Source organism: Glutamicibacter sp. BW80, assembly GCF_002332385.1.
Classification (GTDB): Bacteria; Actinomycetota; Actinomycetes; order Actinomycetales; family Micrococcaceae; genus Glutamicibacter.
The window spans coordinates 1-13,304 of record NZ_NRGV01000037.1 but is presented as its reverse complement, the minus strand read 5'-3'; the positions used below and the strand labels follow the sequence as shown (position 1 = coordinate 13,304).

Below are 13,304 nucleotides of genomic sequence, written 5' to 3'. Positions count from 1 at the left end.
GTCTCCATGAAAAATCTGGGTTAGTTCCCTGATCAGCTCCCGCAAGGGTTGGATTTCCGGGCCGCTCAGAAATAAAAGTCCCTGAGCCTGTGTGTTGAGCATCAGGCGTTCACCAACCGGACGCCTCTCGGAGTTGTAACTCTCCAAAAGGGTCAGTGGTGCTTTACCGCTACAGACGGCTGCCAGTTTCCAGCCCAGGTTCATGGCGTCCTGCAGGCTTACGTTCATGCCTTGACCGCCCGCTGGAAGGTGAATGTGTGCGCTGTCTCCTGTCAGGAAGACCCTACCCTTGCTATACATGTCAACAAGGCGCGTGGCGTTCCCGAAGGCGCTAACCCAGATGGGTTTTCCGTGGGAAATATCGACACCAGTTAGCCGCTTCCAGGCCTGAGATACTTCTTGAAACTCAAGCGGAACTGTGCGCTTGGGCGGGGTTCCGCGACGTTCGCAAACGATCAGCCTCGTGACGTCGTTAGGCAGATGGCCGACCATGACCATTCCGCCGGGGAGTATCTCTCCAATCATCCTCGGTTCAAGATCGAGGCCCTGGACATCGGCGAGGAACATTTCCATCGTTGATTCTGTCCCTGGAAAAGGGAAAGATCCGAGTTTGCGAATAGTGCTTCTTCCCCCGTCCGCTCCAACGAGGTAACTGGCTTGAAGCTTGTATGCCCCCTGAGGGCCGGACACCGAGACTTCAACGTGGTTAGCGAATTCAGTGAAGCCCGTGACCTCGTGACCGCGTCGAATTTCGGACCCCAGTTCCAGCGCCCAATCTTCGAGAACGCGCTCGGTGTGGGACTGCGGAACACTTTTTGCAGCCATCTCGGCCCCGTCCAAGACGGAAAAGTCGATCGGTATTCCGCCAAAATGACCACGCTCACTGAGCGTTACCTCGCCAAAGCGTTTCAGTATGTCACGTTGTCGGAAAATTTCCATCGTGCGAGCCGTAAACCCCAAGCCTCGCGATTCCCCTGAGGGTTTACCTCTTTTCTCCAGCGTGATCGCGGTTGTTCCCGCGAGCCGGAGTTCCCCTGCCAGGAGGAGTCCCGCCGGGCCTGCGCCCACAATGATTACATCAGCGTCCAAGGGGTGCGCTCCTTTGCTATGTCTACGTTGTTTTCTCCGGAGCAAAGAAATGTCGACATGAGTCAAGTTATTCATCTGCTTACGACAGATACTGCCAGGTTCGGCAGATCAAAAATCATTCACTTAGACACAGCATATGAACTTTATTGAAAACGCGCAAGACGCAACTAAATATTGAGCCAAAAAACTCCTGTACCGTTCACTTCGGGCAGATTCAGGGCAGTTTCCGCAATACTTGACCGGGTAATTTACTTCAGCGCCCACGATGGATGGATTAGATTCAATAACAAACGTTCCTGAGATAGTTCATAATCATCAGAAATATTACCCATATGTATTCGCAAACTTCATTTGCAGTCTGCTTGAAGATCAGCTGGCCACCCTAGAGGTGAATAGGTGCGCCCTATCTAGAGCAGATCGGGAAAACCATCATCGTTACATCTGAAGCATATGGTTAGTCTTCCGGGGTGCACTTAGCGCTCAATTCCTGAGTCCATCCATGGGCCCTCCGGCACCGATGCGGGCAAACTAGCCATATACGATGGTCAAGAACTTGCGGTCCCCAAGCCGTTTTCCGTAATCGGTAACTAAAGTTACGTGACGGGCATCGGCAAGGGCGCCGATGCCGACGATGACATTGACTCGCTCGTTTGCCATGATGAATGCAGCTCCTCTGAAACCAGTAAAGCAACAGGACGGACTCGTGTCGTCTTGTTGCTCAGGCAGAACAGCGATGGGACATCTGGAGAAGGATCCTAATAAATTCAATCCGGCTGAGCAACGTGCTTGGCGCGGGCCATCAGCTTCGGACTAGCCCAAACAAAGACACCCCTGCAGAAGCCAGTTGTTTTACGGGTCGTGCCAGGCTGATTGCCCACAACCATCGTCGCAGTCTCTTTAGGGCTTCCATTGACACTGTTCACAGCCGAGCACCAAGGACGCACCCCTAGAGATAAATTAATTGCGACATCCACAGCTGAGTAAAATGGCCGCACACCGGGGAGAGGCCTACTGGTGGAACGTGAGTCACCGAGCGATGAGCGCCTCCAGTCCGCAAAAGCGCTGACCCCGCGCTGGTACGTTTCAAAGCGCTTCGCATGTATGCTCACTAGGCCCTGGCCGGCTCTACATAATGTCGATGGGTCCCAGCAACATGCGCGGGACGAGGACTTGGCGCTCGTGGTGTCCCGTTGCGGAGGCGGCCCGGCCAGCAACATGGATGGAGGAGATCGACAAGCGACTAACCGCTAGCAACGAATAGATCGCCAACAGGATCAAGGTTAGCGCGCTAACGCCATCCCCTGGGGCGAAGGGCTTCGGCGCCGTCGCGACCACCACATGCCGGACCGTGTGGCCCTAGTAGGAGAGTGAATACGGATAGCTCGGCATACGTCTTCCTCGTCGGGGAGATCCCGGTTCCGGCCTCGTCGGTGTCGGAGAAGGCCCACCTCTATCGACTCAGCTAGCGCGCAACAGGTTCCTGAACAAGGCGCTGCACATGGTTGCAATCTCGCGGATAGCCCAGCACGAGGAAGCCTTCAAACATGTTCAAGCGGGCGACCGAATGGCCAGGGAAAGCCCACAGAGCATCACGCGCTAGCTCGCCAGAAGGATATACCGTATCTTCAGCCCACAGGGCGTGACTCTAAACAACGCTTGACAGGCATAAAAGTTCGTCGCAATGACGCCGGTTATCCTGGTAGCACGTATGCACTACTTACTCTTTAGTCCCCAAAGGTGCATCGATGTTCCCGCGATGTGCGGCCGCATCAACGCGGTCCTGCATATCTCCAGGGAGCCACATATTAGGAAAAAGCGCGCCCCCAGGATCCAGAGGACCGGAACGATCAAGCGGGCCAATATCGACGGGGAAGTATCCACAATCTCTGACTAAATCCATAGTGAAATGAACAGACTTTTGATCGTCACCTGAGACGGCCATCGCCCACAGGCCTGGTTGTGTTTCAGCCCGGCTCACCAGCAATTCGTGCTGTACGTGACTGAAGGCACGCACAACGAACGAATCTGGCAAGAGGGACTGCAACCGTCGACCTTCTGTCCGTCCTACCACACCGGTTTGAATCCGCATCTCGCTATCAATGACAAATGAATTCATCGTATCGATCACGATCTTTCCACGCAGATTTTCCTCGTACTGCTCGACAACTACGTTCGATGCATCGTGCTGAATGGAAAGGATGATGACGTCGAATTGACTAGCATCTGCAAAACTGGCTAGGTCGGAGGGCCCCATGTCGGCGCCGGCGGGGGACCGTAGGTCCTGACGTGAACTGAAAACGGCTCGGTAGCCGGCGCGCGTGAGCAGTCTATGGATTCCTCGGCCGATAGGGCCAGACCCAATAATTCCGATAGAAGGACGTGCAAATGACTCCGCGACGTTCTCGGCGTTGCCATCTGGGATCGTTCTGGGACGAGGTGTCATGTTAGTTTCTCCAGACTAAGTTGTGCGCACGCTGAGTCCAAGCGTTGTTTCAGCGAACCAGATGCAACTATGTAAGGGATGGAAAGGTCGTTCATGGCCTGCAAGAGGAGGAAATTACAATGGCTACGGAATCCTTCGCTCACCGGGCGGTGCCCATCCTTAGGCAAGGGGAATTCGATCGGGAGGTGGATGAACACGTCATACGACTTCTTCGCATGCTCCTTGAAGACCATCCCCAGCTGGGCCATGGTTTCGGTGAAAAATTTGATCTCCTCGCGGCCAACGCCGCCCAGATCCTGTCCAGGGGTCATTCCATACTTCCCTCGACCTTCACCGTACGCCCATTCGTGAAGCGAAGAGCCATCAGAAATGAACTGGTCATTCAATCTTTGCTCATTCGTGATTCGCTCCGCAAACCTCCTCACTCCGAGCTGGATGAGCTCTGTGGGGGTGCAATCCTCGAGGCGTTTAGCGGATTTGAGCAATGGCAGTAACTCTCGCATACCCCGAGCTGAAGTTTGAGGAATCCCAACCCTCTGGGAGAGCGCCGCTGCGAACGTGGTCTTGCCAGCCCCATATGTTCCTGAAACTGCAATCCTCATGCATTCTCTCTCTCGGCTGAGATTTCATGGGCCAAGGAGAAATTGACTTCAATGTCGCCGATACGCCCTAAGAATTCAGAACAGCGCCACATTCGAAGTGACCGCTCTAAAAGTTTCGTCCGCGTCAACGTCACTTCGCAAGTCCCTTCGAATCTGTGCCCTCTTGCTTCGCCTGTTTGCCGAAAGGTGGCGGCACGTAGCCAAGTGTTGCCCGTCTCTGTGCGGCTCAACCCGTCTTGAGCATACATCGCAACCTGAGCTACCTGAGCGCAAAAAATACCGGCATCAATAAAGGTCAGACCAGATTCGCATCCGGTTCTTCCATCGACGCCTATTTGCCCAAGCTGAGCCATGGCTTGAAAACTCCCATTTACGCTCTCGACCTGACCTAGATGACGGAAAACTTCCTTATAACCGTCGGTGTAGTAAGGCAGGTCTGCTTGCTCAGCATATATTCCCCGAACCATTTGGCTCTGCGGTGGCCCTGACCCCAAAACTACGTCGATAGTGACTTGAAAGCTACCCAATCGGCAAGACACGGTCACAAGTCCGGCTGCTAGCGCGCTATCTAGGTCGATAATCCGTACGTTAGCTTCGAATTGAGAGAGATTATATTGGGGCGTGGGGCCAGGTGAAAGTCGACAACCGCTGGCCCATAGGTATGGCATGTCCGCGGTTGAAATCGCGAATGCATGGGTGACAAGCTTGAAGGCAAGCCGCATCCCTAATGCGATCGCATCGATGGAGGTGAGGTGAGCGGTCCTGGTGACCCCATTTTTAACTGACCAGCTGGATGGGTACCCAACGCTCACGAGTGCGGTAAGCGAATCGCGAGAATACGACTCTGTTTTGAGTGCATGGGTAACCGTTGAAAATCCCAAGCCGAAGTATCGTCCTGCCGACTCTCCAAGTTGTTCCTCTATGGAATCGCGTGTCGTATTCACAGGGTGTCCTTAGCGGGTCAGCACAATGATTCGTGGAGTTTCTAACAGATACGAGAAGCTACCAGTATCCTCCCAAGATGGATCATCCATAAATTACGATAACAGAAATTAGATTTATGACGAACCGACAGGCCTAGCGGTTACAGACCATGCAAAAATCCCCGAGTTCATGGCAAAAGATGGCATGATATCGCACTAGAGGCACTCAAAAGTGTATAATCGATGAACCGATGAACAGTTGTCAGAAATGACTTAGCGGTAGGATCTGGAACATGGATTTGCCTAGCTCCCTATTGAACGAAGAGGGAAAAGCTGAACTTATTTGTAGGGTGAAGATCCTACTAGCCGAAAACAACGCTGTTTTCGAAAGAATAAGTCGTGATGGTTTCGAGCAGGTTGGCCTTTCCCAACAAATGTGTTCCGCAGTGTGGGAGCTCCGACACCCGATGAAACTCTCAGACTTAGCATCATTCATCGGATGCAACAGGTCCACAATGACCGGTCTGGCAGATCGCCTTGAGTCACTCCAACTAATCCAGCGAAAGCAAAGTCCGAGCGACAGGCGATCGGTTATCGTTGAGCTTACCCAGATGGGGCTTCAGAAGAGGCAACAAATCAAAGACCACCTTTTGGGTGATTATCCGGTTGACAATATCACCGACTTTGATCTTGTCATGCTCGACACTGCGCTTAATTCACTCTCACCTGACCGGTTCATTAACACTGCAAAGCCGTCGCCAAATGCTAGCTAAAGTACGCTGCCAATAGATCTATACGAAACAAACAAACCCAGCATCACATATTTCTAAGCCCTCATGCGTCGTTCAAGGTCAGCTTCTAGTCCAAGAACATGAGCGAAAAATTCGCACTTCTGCCGCAAGGTCCAGACATTCCCTGTCATCGCATAGTGTCCAGCTCCCCCGCCTCCGTTACGTTGTTGACAGCCCCTAAAAGAGGATCATAGGGACTGTCGGCCGACCAATCTCGGCATGGTGTCCTGCCCCTGCTTGTCCAATAGTCCGGGGGTGTTGCCACCGAGATTGGGGTGGCAGCAGGGTAATTACTGATTAGGGGCGCGGCGCCAAAACAGGACGCCTGTCGTAACGTGGATGTAAGACTTTGCTACCGACGGTTGGTCGACCTTGAACACAAAGTAGTTCAAAGGAGCACTAGCCATGATCACCACGGATGTCGATATTTTCCTCGGCCTCGACGTAGGCAAAACAGACCACTGGGCCTGCGCCGTCACCCAAGACGGCACCAAAATCTGGAACAAGACCCTGCCCAATGACGAAGCCAAACTCACCGCAGTCTACGAAAATCTCAGCGCCAAAGGCACCGTCCTGGTCGTCGTGGACCAGCCAGCGACCATCGGAGCGCTGGCCGTCTCGGAAGTCATAGAAACCGGAGCCCACTCAGTTACAGCAGGGCATATTGGAATACCTAAAAACGCCGGACCCCATTCGACTGCACTTCAGAGCGCGAGACACCAGCAGCTCAAGGGTTCATGAAAAATCTGGGTCAGGACCGTCCGAACGGGGAGAACGGCACGTTTCTACCGGCAGTTATAGCCAACGCCGGGCCGGCTGGGTCGTCGAAGTGCGCCGCAGGTTTGCCTACATCCCACTTGGCACGGACGGAATCCGTTCACTATGTCTCACACGGATTTGTGCGTTTTAATTGGCCGTCAGTAGGCCGCCCTCGTGGCTATGCGAGGCAAAACAGGGGTTCCAGGGCCACTAGGCGACCAACCACAGTTTCTAACAGAACCCCATGAGGTAAGAACGGGGCTACGGTTGAGGAGGTGTGAAGACATCGCAAAGTTGCACGGGGCCGGTTAGCTCTGCCAGCGCCTGGTTGAGTTGATCAATCCGTTCCTGTCCGGCTGCTTGGAGCTTGGCACCTACGACGGACCAGTCCGACGACGAGGGCTCTGAAGGAAGGTCATTCAACAGCTCAGAAATTTCGCTGACGGACAGGCCCACCCGTTGCGCCACTCGAATTACTTTGATACGGCAAGCATCTTCCTCACTGAAGCGGCGTTGATTCCCGGAGGTTCGCTCACCGACGATCAAGCCGTGTTTGTCGTAAAAGCGCACGGCTGATGCGTTCACCTTGCTAGCTTGGGCCAGCGCCGAAACAGTCATTAATTTTGTCGTCATGTTCCTTGAAATCTCACAGTTGACTTCAACCTTTGTTTAAGTTCTAACATCAAATTATGACTGAACGCAACCAGCTCGAAACCGTTCCCACATACCAGAGGCCCCGTGTCGGGGGTTCCGTTGCACTTATCGCAGCGAGCATGCTCACTGTCATGGCGGGAGCAACGATCTCTCCTTCGCTGCCGAAGATGGCCGACCATTTCTCCGAAGTCGAGAATTCCGGCTTCCTGGTAAAACTCGTGGTCACCATCACTGCACTGTCGATAGCCCTCTCCGCCCCAGTTCTGGGCTGGCTCAACGACCGGTTTAGTCGGTCCCTCGTGCTCAAGGTCTCTGTCATACTCTATGCGGTCGCAGGATCTGCAGGTTTGTGGATCGATGATTTGTCGGCGCTCATGGTTTCCCGGGCGATTCTCGGTGTCGCAGTAGCTGGTGCTATGACCTCCTCAACCGCCTTGATCTCCGAATGGTTTGCTGGAGAGCGACGGGCCAGAATGTTCGGTTTTCAGGCCGCGGCCAGCGGGCTCGGCGGCGCGGTGTTCCTGTCCCTGGGCGGTGCACTTGCGAACATTAGCTGGAATGCATCATTCGCGGTCTACCTCCTGTCACTGCCAGTAGCAATCCTTGTCGCTTGGAAAGTCGTTGATCCTCCTTCTGTGGCGAAAGCTGACGCTGAGATTCAAATGACTCCGAGCCGTAATACCACTGGCCTCATTTCAGGAATCGTAGTCCTAGCATTTGCGATCCAGGTTGTCTTCTATGTCGTACCAACCCAGCTACCTTTCCTTCTCGGCCAGATGGGCAGTGATGCTTCTACCACGGGCCTCGTCATCGGTTGGATGGTACTTATACAGGCTCTGGCCAGCTTGAGCTACCGCTGGGTGTCCCGCTTGGGATTCCGTAACGTCGCGTTGCTCAGCACGGTACTAATGGCGGCCGGGATGACAACGGTTGCAACCTCCGCGGCCGTCACCCAAGTGTTGGTAGGACTGACGATCTCGGCCCTCGGCGTCGGTCTCGTCATGCCCAACCTCAATTCGTGGATCTCGGTGAACACCTCATCTGCGAATCGGGCGCGAGCAATCGGAGCGTTAATTTCCGCCATGTTCCTGGGGCAATTCGCCTCACCACTCATCGCGGAGCTGTTCACTCGGGAAGGGGACACCGCCCAAGCCTTTCTCGTCGCAGCGGTGATCTCAATGGTTTCGGCCATCGCCGTCCTAGCCTTCTCCGCTCTCAAAATTCGGCTTAACCCCTCACGAAAGAAGGCCTAAAAATAATGACACCCAAGGTTTCCCTCATCATTGATGTCGCCTGCGCTTGGTCATACATCGCATTCGAACGGGTGACGAGCGTGATCACCTCCAAGGGCTGGGATCCAGACAAATATCCGCTAGGCTTCCTGCCTCACCAACTCGACCCCTCCGCGACAACAGCCGGCGAACCCCTCCTTCGTGTACTCCATGAACGGTTTGGTCAGAGCGTTGACCAAGAGAACGAGCGCGTGCGGGTAATCGCAGCCCAGGAAGGAATCCGCCTCGACTATGCCAGTGGTATCCATGCCAACACCTTCGACGCCCACCGGGCCATCTACGATGCAAGCCAAGCAGGGCGTGGTGCGTCCATGGTCCGGGCACTCTTCAAAGCCCACTTTTCCGATGGAAAGAACATTGCAGACCCGGCATTTCTGGAAGCCACGGCAAAAGGCCTTGGCGTCGAGCTGACCCGAGACGAGAGTACAGAGTCTGTCAACAATTCGCTCGAGTTCGTCCGCCGAGAGAAGATCTCAGGCGTTCCCATTCTCCTCTGGGAGTCAGGAGCGACGTTGAGAGGAGTACACGACAAAAGCACACTTTCAAAGCATATTCTCTAAATTTTTAGTCCTAAACTAACGGAAGAAGGAACCAATGAAAATCGGAATCATCGTAGGAAGCACCCGCCCAGGACGTCGATCCATAGCAGTCGCCGAATGGCTAAAAGCCATAGCAGACCAGCGTCAAGAACACGACTTCGTCCTGCTGGACCTTCTTGACTACGATCTCCCCCACTTAGACGAAACGATTCCCGCAGCCATGGGAAAGCCCTACGGACACGAGCACACCCGCGCATGGTCCGAAGCGGTCGCATCCTGTGACGGCTTCATCATCGTCACTCCCGAATACAACCACTCAATTCCGGGGGTACTTAAGGACGCCCTGGACTACCTGTTTGGCGAGTGGCATAACAAGGCCGTTGGCTTCGTCGGCTATGGCCTGCTGGGTGGGTCCAGGGCGGTTGAGCACCTGCGGACCATCTCCGCAGAGTTGATGCTCGCCGATGTGCGGGCGCAAGTCGCATTGTCCCTCTTTACTGACTTCGTGGACATGGAGACGCTGGTTCCTGGTGAGCACCATGCGGGAACCGCAAATCAAATGCTTGATCAGCTGCTGAGCTGGAGCAGTGCGCTGGGCAAGCTCCGTGAAGCCCCAAACGACTCTCCATCATTCGTCAACGCCTGATATTCGTCTGGAAAGTAGAAGCGAAGACTCAATGAAGCATATAGATAACATGAGCGAACACGATTCATCAAGCGCAAGGGTGTGGTCAACCAGCCAGCAAATATCAGAGCTGGTCTCTAAATACGTCTTCACTCTGGACAATTTAGATACCCCGCAGATTAGCCAACAAGGAGACGTCTGGTACGAATCTATTTTCACCTCGGATGTAAAATTGAGCTTCCCGATTGGTGGCTATCTGGGAACCAACGGTCTCGCAGCCTTCCACGCTGTGGCCAAAGGCAGGTTCGAATCAACGTTTCATATGAGCACGGATCATGTCGTCGCAGCCCAAGCCACGACAGCGACGGCCACCGCCACCGCCACCGCCACCGTAATGGCATTTCACCGTCACAGACAGGAAACTTTGGACGCTAGAGGGCATTCGGCGACCCCGATATTCAGAGTCGGAGGTCGATACGATATTTCGGCCATTGAGACCCCCGATGGATGGCGGATCAGTGCTTTGGCGTTTCGCGTCGAGTGGTCTGAAGGGGATGAACCGGACCGGTCGTAGCCTCAAAGCTTCAGCAGGTACCGTGAGACCGCTGGTTCCGCAATTTTAGCGGGATCAGCGGTTGGATCGGTGATTAGCATGCGGAGCGTCTTGTCGCTGGTTTGGGCGCCGAGTTCTTTGGAAGGATGAAACATGAGGATTTTGGTACCCGGAGCGACGGGCACTGTCGGCAGACATGTAGTGAGTCTGGCTCTGGAGCGTGGACACGAGGTAGTCGCGATCGCTCGCAACCCCGAAAAGCTCGCTGTCGAGCATCCGAACCTCACGAAGATGTCAGCAGACATCCTCGACGCCTCTGTGATCCCGGCGTTGCTCCGCGGCGTCGATGCAGTGGTAAACACTGTGGGCATCGGCACATCAAGAACGCCGACCCGCCTGTACTCGACAGGCACAAGGAACCTCATCACAGGCATGAACGAGCATGGCGTCCAGCGACTCGTGGTCATCTCTTCCGAGGTTGCTGAGCACTGGGCGAAGCGGGGGCCACTAAAGCTATGGATCGTTTTCCCCCTACTGCAGAAGTTCCTCGGTGCGACCTATGACGACATGCGGCGCATGGACACAGTACTTTGGGAGAGTGACGTTCAGTGGACGACGATCCGAGCCCCACGCATCCGGCCCGCGAAGGCCAAAGCACTCTATCGTTTAAGCCGGGAGGCTCCTCTCCCGCGAGGCTGGACGATCACGGCTATCGACATGGCGACCGCGCTACTCGACATCGCAGAGCGCGACGATCTGAATCGCATGCACGTTTATGTCGCGAACTGACCAGAGATCTAGCCGTTAAAGGAAGAAGCATCCTGATTTAAGCGGCCCGACGGCTAGTTTACCCGTTTGCATGTAATACCAGCCTGCGGTCGCAAGGGTCGTTCGCGCTCACAAGCCAGCGACCGAGGAGGCAGATGGCGGCTTGCGGTGATTGACCTCCAGCTTGTCGATCAGACAGGGGATACCACCGCCCGCACGTTGGAGCTGACGTACATTCCGCCGGCCATGGGCAGCAACGAGTACGACTTGGCGGTTCTACCCCACTCCACAGAGTGATGCAGACTTAGATTCAACCATACCAACAGCAAACCCCGCTGTCCTTGAGTTGTGTGGGATCCCCTGCATCCCAACGGAAGAAGAATGCGAGGTCAAAGACCAGATGATCTTCTTCAGGTCTTTCGATGAGCTCATTACTGATCGAACAGGTCCCGGATTCTACGCTCAACAAGGATCTGTCAGGCTCCATCGTCATAACAAACACGCCTGGGGTTTGAACGCTTGGGCGATGACCATCCACTACAACCAAAGCCAGTCGCATCGGCCAGCGCTGATGCTCAAACTTCCCTGCCCTACGTCTTACCCCGTGGTACTTACCAAAGCTGCAAAGGCACTGCTATTGCAGGTGCTGGTTGGAGTGAAATATGCCAGGAACGGGGTAGTGCTCACGGACCTTAGACGCGCAGCCATGCAGGAAACCTTTGATCCTTTCGTCTCTGCTCACGAACAAAAGCAAATCGGCAATATTGTGGAGCAGATTCGGAATGAGCATTGAGTGAAGTTGATCGGGTTGGGGTTAGGTAGCTTACAACAAGGCCCTGTATGGGAGATGGAACGCTAAATGCGCTCACCGCGTTACACAACGCATTGGGCAGAAGTGCTCACAGTGAAAGCCGCCTAAGCCGTTCAAACCACGTCTTCGTCTTGCCTACCTTGAGCGTTGCTCTTTATTTTGTTGCCTCTCCGTGCTTGCGGTACCAGTAGATTCTGCTTTCGCAGCCTTTCGATTGCCGGTTAACTCGGCGGTCTCGTTGCTTGACGTATTTGCCGTCTGCGTGGGGTCTAGCTCCTCGATACAGAGCATTTCGGGTCACTGACCAGATTTCAAAAGCAAAGTCGTCTCACCACTCGGTTGGGAAAAGCTCAGATCAGGGTTGGATGGCAGGAGACGCAAACCGGAACAGCGGTTTAATTTTTTAAAGAGGCGACACGCACGAATATATATATATAGCATCCGCTGTTTCCCCTAGTAGATTTTTGCTTATGACGATTTCACCTTCGCGAAAGCCCCGAGGAACATCCATGGACAATGTCCAGTTCCTGGTCCGGGTGGCGCCAGAAGTGCGTCAAAGGGCTAGGGATATGGCCGCAAACATGGGTCTTTCCAACAGCATGTCCTTTGAAGAAATCATTATGAATACACCGCTCAAGGACGACGGCACCCCCATTTGGTGGGAGCCGCAACAAGAGCAACTGCCGGATACCGAAAGAGGTAGAAAAGCAGGTTAAACAAAAGGTGAGCGGATCAGCGCCAACCGATCCACTCACCCTAGAAGTCTGAAGCATCACTTAGCGCCAACTGAGTAATGCAGAGAAGGCTTCTAACCTTCACGATCTAACTGAAATTCACAGTTTCGTTAGATCCATATGAATCCGATCCACAAGCAAGGAAAGAAAGGATTATTTTCTTTGACAGCCTTCCCCTTTGGGAAGGAGGCATCCGTGTACCCTAAGGAGGATTACTCTGTCTATGAACAAATATAGGGACTCCCATGCCCTATTGTCCACAGGGACATACCGTTTTGCGAGTGATTCCACAGTTTCAGCAGATGCTCAGTGGAGTTTTTTTGCCTCCAAAATCGCAGGCCGGGCCAATTACCGCTGGATGAACGCTGAAGGAAAATACCTGCCCAGCAACGAACGTTTCATCGGCGATTTGTCGCCTGCGCGACCAGCCGCAGTCATGATCTATTCCGCAGATGGTCGCGCACAAACGATCTGCCTTGACTTCGACGCGAAATTCCCTTCCCTTCACGATGACATTGCAGCATGTCAGACATGGCTTGATTCCTTCAATGTCTTATACGTAGTCGACCAGTCCATATCCGGCGGACAACACGTTTACATTCCGCTCAGTGAGTCTATGAGCTGCGTCGATGCTCGCTATTTCGTGGAGCATCTGGCAACTCATTGGAAATCACTCGATGCGTCACCACACCGTGTGGCTAAGCTTGCTATTTAACCTCTC

Annotated in this window: 16 protein-coding genes; 10 read left to right on the top strand and 6 right to left on the bottom strand. The window is 54.0% G+C overall.

Features of this window, described 5'->3' with window-relative positions; translation table 11 throughout:
• From CIK76_RS11500 to CIK76_RS11480, 5 genes are all read right to left on the bottom strand, one after another.
• A partial coding sequence (locus tag CIK76_RS11500) for an FAD-dependent monooxygenase (RefSeq protein WP_096286565.1) occupies positions 1–1,089 on the bottom strand: 1,089 nt, incomplete at its 3' end.
• A 528-nt stretch (positions 1,090–1,617) separates the two neighbouring features.
• Positions 1,618–1,746: a hypothetical protein gene (locus tag CIK76_RS19820; protein WP_255248443.1), complete on the bottom strand. Its 129-nt coding sequence runs from the start codon at positions 1,744–1,746 to the stop codon at positions 1,618–1,620.
• A 1,060-nt stretch (positions 1,747–2,806) separates the two neighbouring features.
• Positions 2,807–3,532: an NAD(P)-binding domain-containing protein gene (locus tag CIK76_RS11490; protein WP_096286561.1), complete on the bottom strand. Its 726-nt coding sequence runs from the start codon at positions 3,530–3,532 to the stop codon at positions 2,807–2,809.
• Positions 3,529–4,134, bottom strand: a complete 606-nt coding sequence (locus tag CIK76_RS11485; protein WP_096286559.1) for an AAA family ATPase — start codon at positions 4,132–4,134, stop codon at positions 3,529–3,531. The genes CIK76_RS11490 and CIK76_RS11485 overlap by 4 nt, the downstream gene beginning before the upstream one ends.
• On the bottom strand, positions 4,131–5,078 hold the full coding sequence (locus CIK76_RS11480) for an AvrD family protein (protein WP_096286557.1): 948 nt from the start codon (positions 5,076–5,078) through the stop codon (positions 4,131–4,133). The genes CIK76_RS11485 and CIK76_RS11480 overlap by 4 nt, the downstream gene beginning before the upstream one ends.
• 272 nt (positions 5,079–5,350) lie before the next feature.
• On the opposite strand from CIK76_RS11480, the gene CIK76_RS11475 reads away from it, so the two are divergent.
• Both CIK76_RS11475 and CIK76_RS19815 read left to right on the top strand, forming a co-directional pair.
• Positions 5,351–5,830 (top strand): MarR family transcriptional regulator, encoded by a 480-nt coding sequence (locus CIK76_RS11475; protein ID WP_096286555.1) that lies wholly within the window; start codon positions 5,351–5,353, stop codon positions 5,828–5,830.
• A 423-nt stretch (positions 5,831–6,253) separates the two neighbouring features.
• Positions 6,254–6,589 (top strand): IS110 family transposase, encoded by a 336-nt coding sequence (locus CIK76_RS19815; RefSeq protein WP_255248442.1) that lies wholly within the window; start codon positions 6,254–6,256, stop codon positions 6,587–6,589.
• A gap of 279 nt (positions 6,590–6,868) precedes the next feature.
• Here the strand turns inward: CIK76_RS19815 and CIK76_RS11465 are convergent, their stop codons facing one another.
• Complete coding sequence (locus CIK76_RS11465) at positions 6,869–7,240, bottom strand: MerR family transcriptional regulator (RefSeq protein WP_096286553.1); 372 nt, start codon at positions 7,238–7,240, stop codon at positions 6,869–6,871.
• A gap of 56 nt (positions 7,241–7,296) precedes the next feature.
• On the opposite strand from CIK76_RS11465, the gene CIK76_RS11460 reads away from it, so the two are divergent.
• From CIK76_RS11460 to CIK76_RS11425, 8 genes are all read left to right on the top strand, one after another.
• The gene (locus CIK76_RS11460) at positions 7,297–8,514 is read left to right on the top strand and encodes an MFS transporter (RefSeq protein ID WP_096286551.1); all 1,218 of its coding nucleotides are present in this window, start codon (positions 7,297–7,299) and stop codon (positions 8,512–8,514) included.
• 5 nt (positions 8,515–8,519) lie between these two features.
• Complete coding sequence (locus CIK76_RS11455; protein ID WP_096286549.1) at positions 8,520–9,113, top strand: DsbA family protein; 594 nt, start codon at positions 8,520–8,522, stop codon at positions 9,111–9,113.
• A gap of 34 nt (positions 9,114–9,147) precedes the next feature.
• Entirely contained in the window at positions 9,148–9,738 is a 591-nt protein-coding gene (locus CIK76_RS11450) for an NADPH-dependent FMN reductase (protein ID WP_096286547.1), read from the top strand.
• Between the two features lie 49 nt (positions 9,739–9,787).
• The gene (locus CIK76_RS11445; RefSeq protein ID WP_176484184.1) at positions 9,788–10,291 is read left to right on the top strand and encodes a nuclear transport factor 2 family protein; all 504 of its coding nucleotides are present in this window, start codon (positions 9,788–9,790) and stop codon (positions 10,289–10,291) included.
• A 132-nt stretch (positions 10,292–10,423) separates the two neighbouring features.
• Positions 10,424–11,059: an NAD(P)H-binding protein gene (locus CIK76_RS11440; RefSeq protein WP_096286543.1), complete on the top strand. Its 636-nt coding sequence runs from the start codon at positions 10,424–10,426 to the stop codon at positions 11,057–11,059.
• 505 nt (positions 11,060–11,564) lie between these two features.
• A complete protein-coding gene (locus CIK76_RS11435; RefSeq protein ID WP_141393538.1) occupies positions 11,565–11,831 on the top strand; it encodes a hypothetical protein in 267 nt (88 codons plus the stop codon).
• A 527-nt stretch (positions 11,832–12,358) separates the two neighbouring features.
• Positions 12,359–12,565 carry a hypothetical protein gene (locus tag CIK76_RS11430; protein WP_096286539.1) on the top strand — a complete coding sequence of 69 codons (207 nt, stop codon included), beginning with the start codon at positions 12,359–12,361 and terminating at the stop codon, positions 12,563–12,565.
• 241 nt (positions 12,566–12,806) lie between these two features.
• Positions 12,807–13,298: a hypothetical protein gene (locus CIK76_RS11425; RefSeq protein ID WP_096286537.1), complete on the top strand. Its 492-nt coding sequence runs from the start codon at positions 12,807–12,809 to the stop codon at positions 13,296–13,298.
• The last annotated feature ends 6 nt before the right edge of the window (positions 13,299–13,304 follow it).

Coding starts and splice junctions, on each gene's coding strand:
- CIK76_RS19820 (WP_255248443.1), bottom strand. CDS start 1,746: ATGGCAAACGAGCGAGTCAATGTCATCGTCGGCATCGGCGCCCTTGCC.
- CIK76_RS11490 (WP_096286561.1), bottom strand. CDS start 3,532: ATGACACCTCGTCCCAGAACGATCCCAGATGGCAACGCCGAGAACGTC.
- CIK76_RS11485 (WP_096286559.1), bottom strand. CDS start 4,134: ATGAGGATTGCAGTTTCAGGAACATATGGGGCTGGCAAGACCACGTTC.
- CIK76_RS11475 (WP_096286555.1), top strand. CDS start 5,351: ATGGATTTGCCTAGCTCCCTATTGAACGAAGAGGGAAAAGCTGAACTT.
- CIK76_RS19815 (WP_255248442.1), top strand. CDS start 6,254: ATGATCACCACGGATGTCGATATTTTCCTCGGCCTCGACGTAGGCAAA.
- CIK76_RS11465 (WP_096286553.1), bottom strand. CDS start 7,240: ATGACGACAAAATTAATGACTGTTTCGGCGCTGGCCCAAGCTAGCAAG.
- CIK76_RS11460 (WP_096286551.1), top strand. CDS start 7,297: ATGACTGAACGCAACCAGCTCGAAACCGTTCCCACATACCAGAGGCCC.
- CIK76_RS11455 (WP_096286549.1), top strand. CDS start 8,520: ATGACACCCAAGGTTTCCCTCATCATTGATGTCGCCTGCGCTTGGTCA.
- CIK76_RS11450 (WP_096286547.1), top strand. CDS start 9,148: ATGAAAATCGGAATCATCGTAGGAAGCACCCGCCCAGGACGTCGATCC.
- CIK76_RS11445 (WP_176484184.1), top strand. CDS start 9,788: ATGAGCGAACACGATTCATCAAGCGCAAGGGTGTGGTCAACCAGCCAG.
- CIK76_RS11440 (WP_096286543.1), top strand. CDS start 10,424: ATGAGGATTTTGGTACCCGGAGCGACGGGCACTGTCGGCAGACATGTA.
- CIK76_RS11435 (WP_141393538.1), top strand. CDS start 11,565: ATGACCATCCACTACAACCAAAGCCAGTCGCATCGGCCAGCGCTGATG.
- CIK76_RS11430 (WP_096286539.1), top strand. CDS start 12,359: ATGGACAATGTCCAGTTCCTGGTCCGGGTGGCGCCAGAAGTGCGTCAA.
- CIK76_RS11425 (WP_096286537.1), top strand. CDS start 12,807: ATGAACAAATATAGGGACTCCCATGCCCTATTGTCCACAGGGACATAC.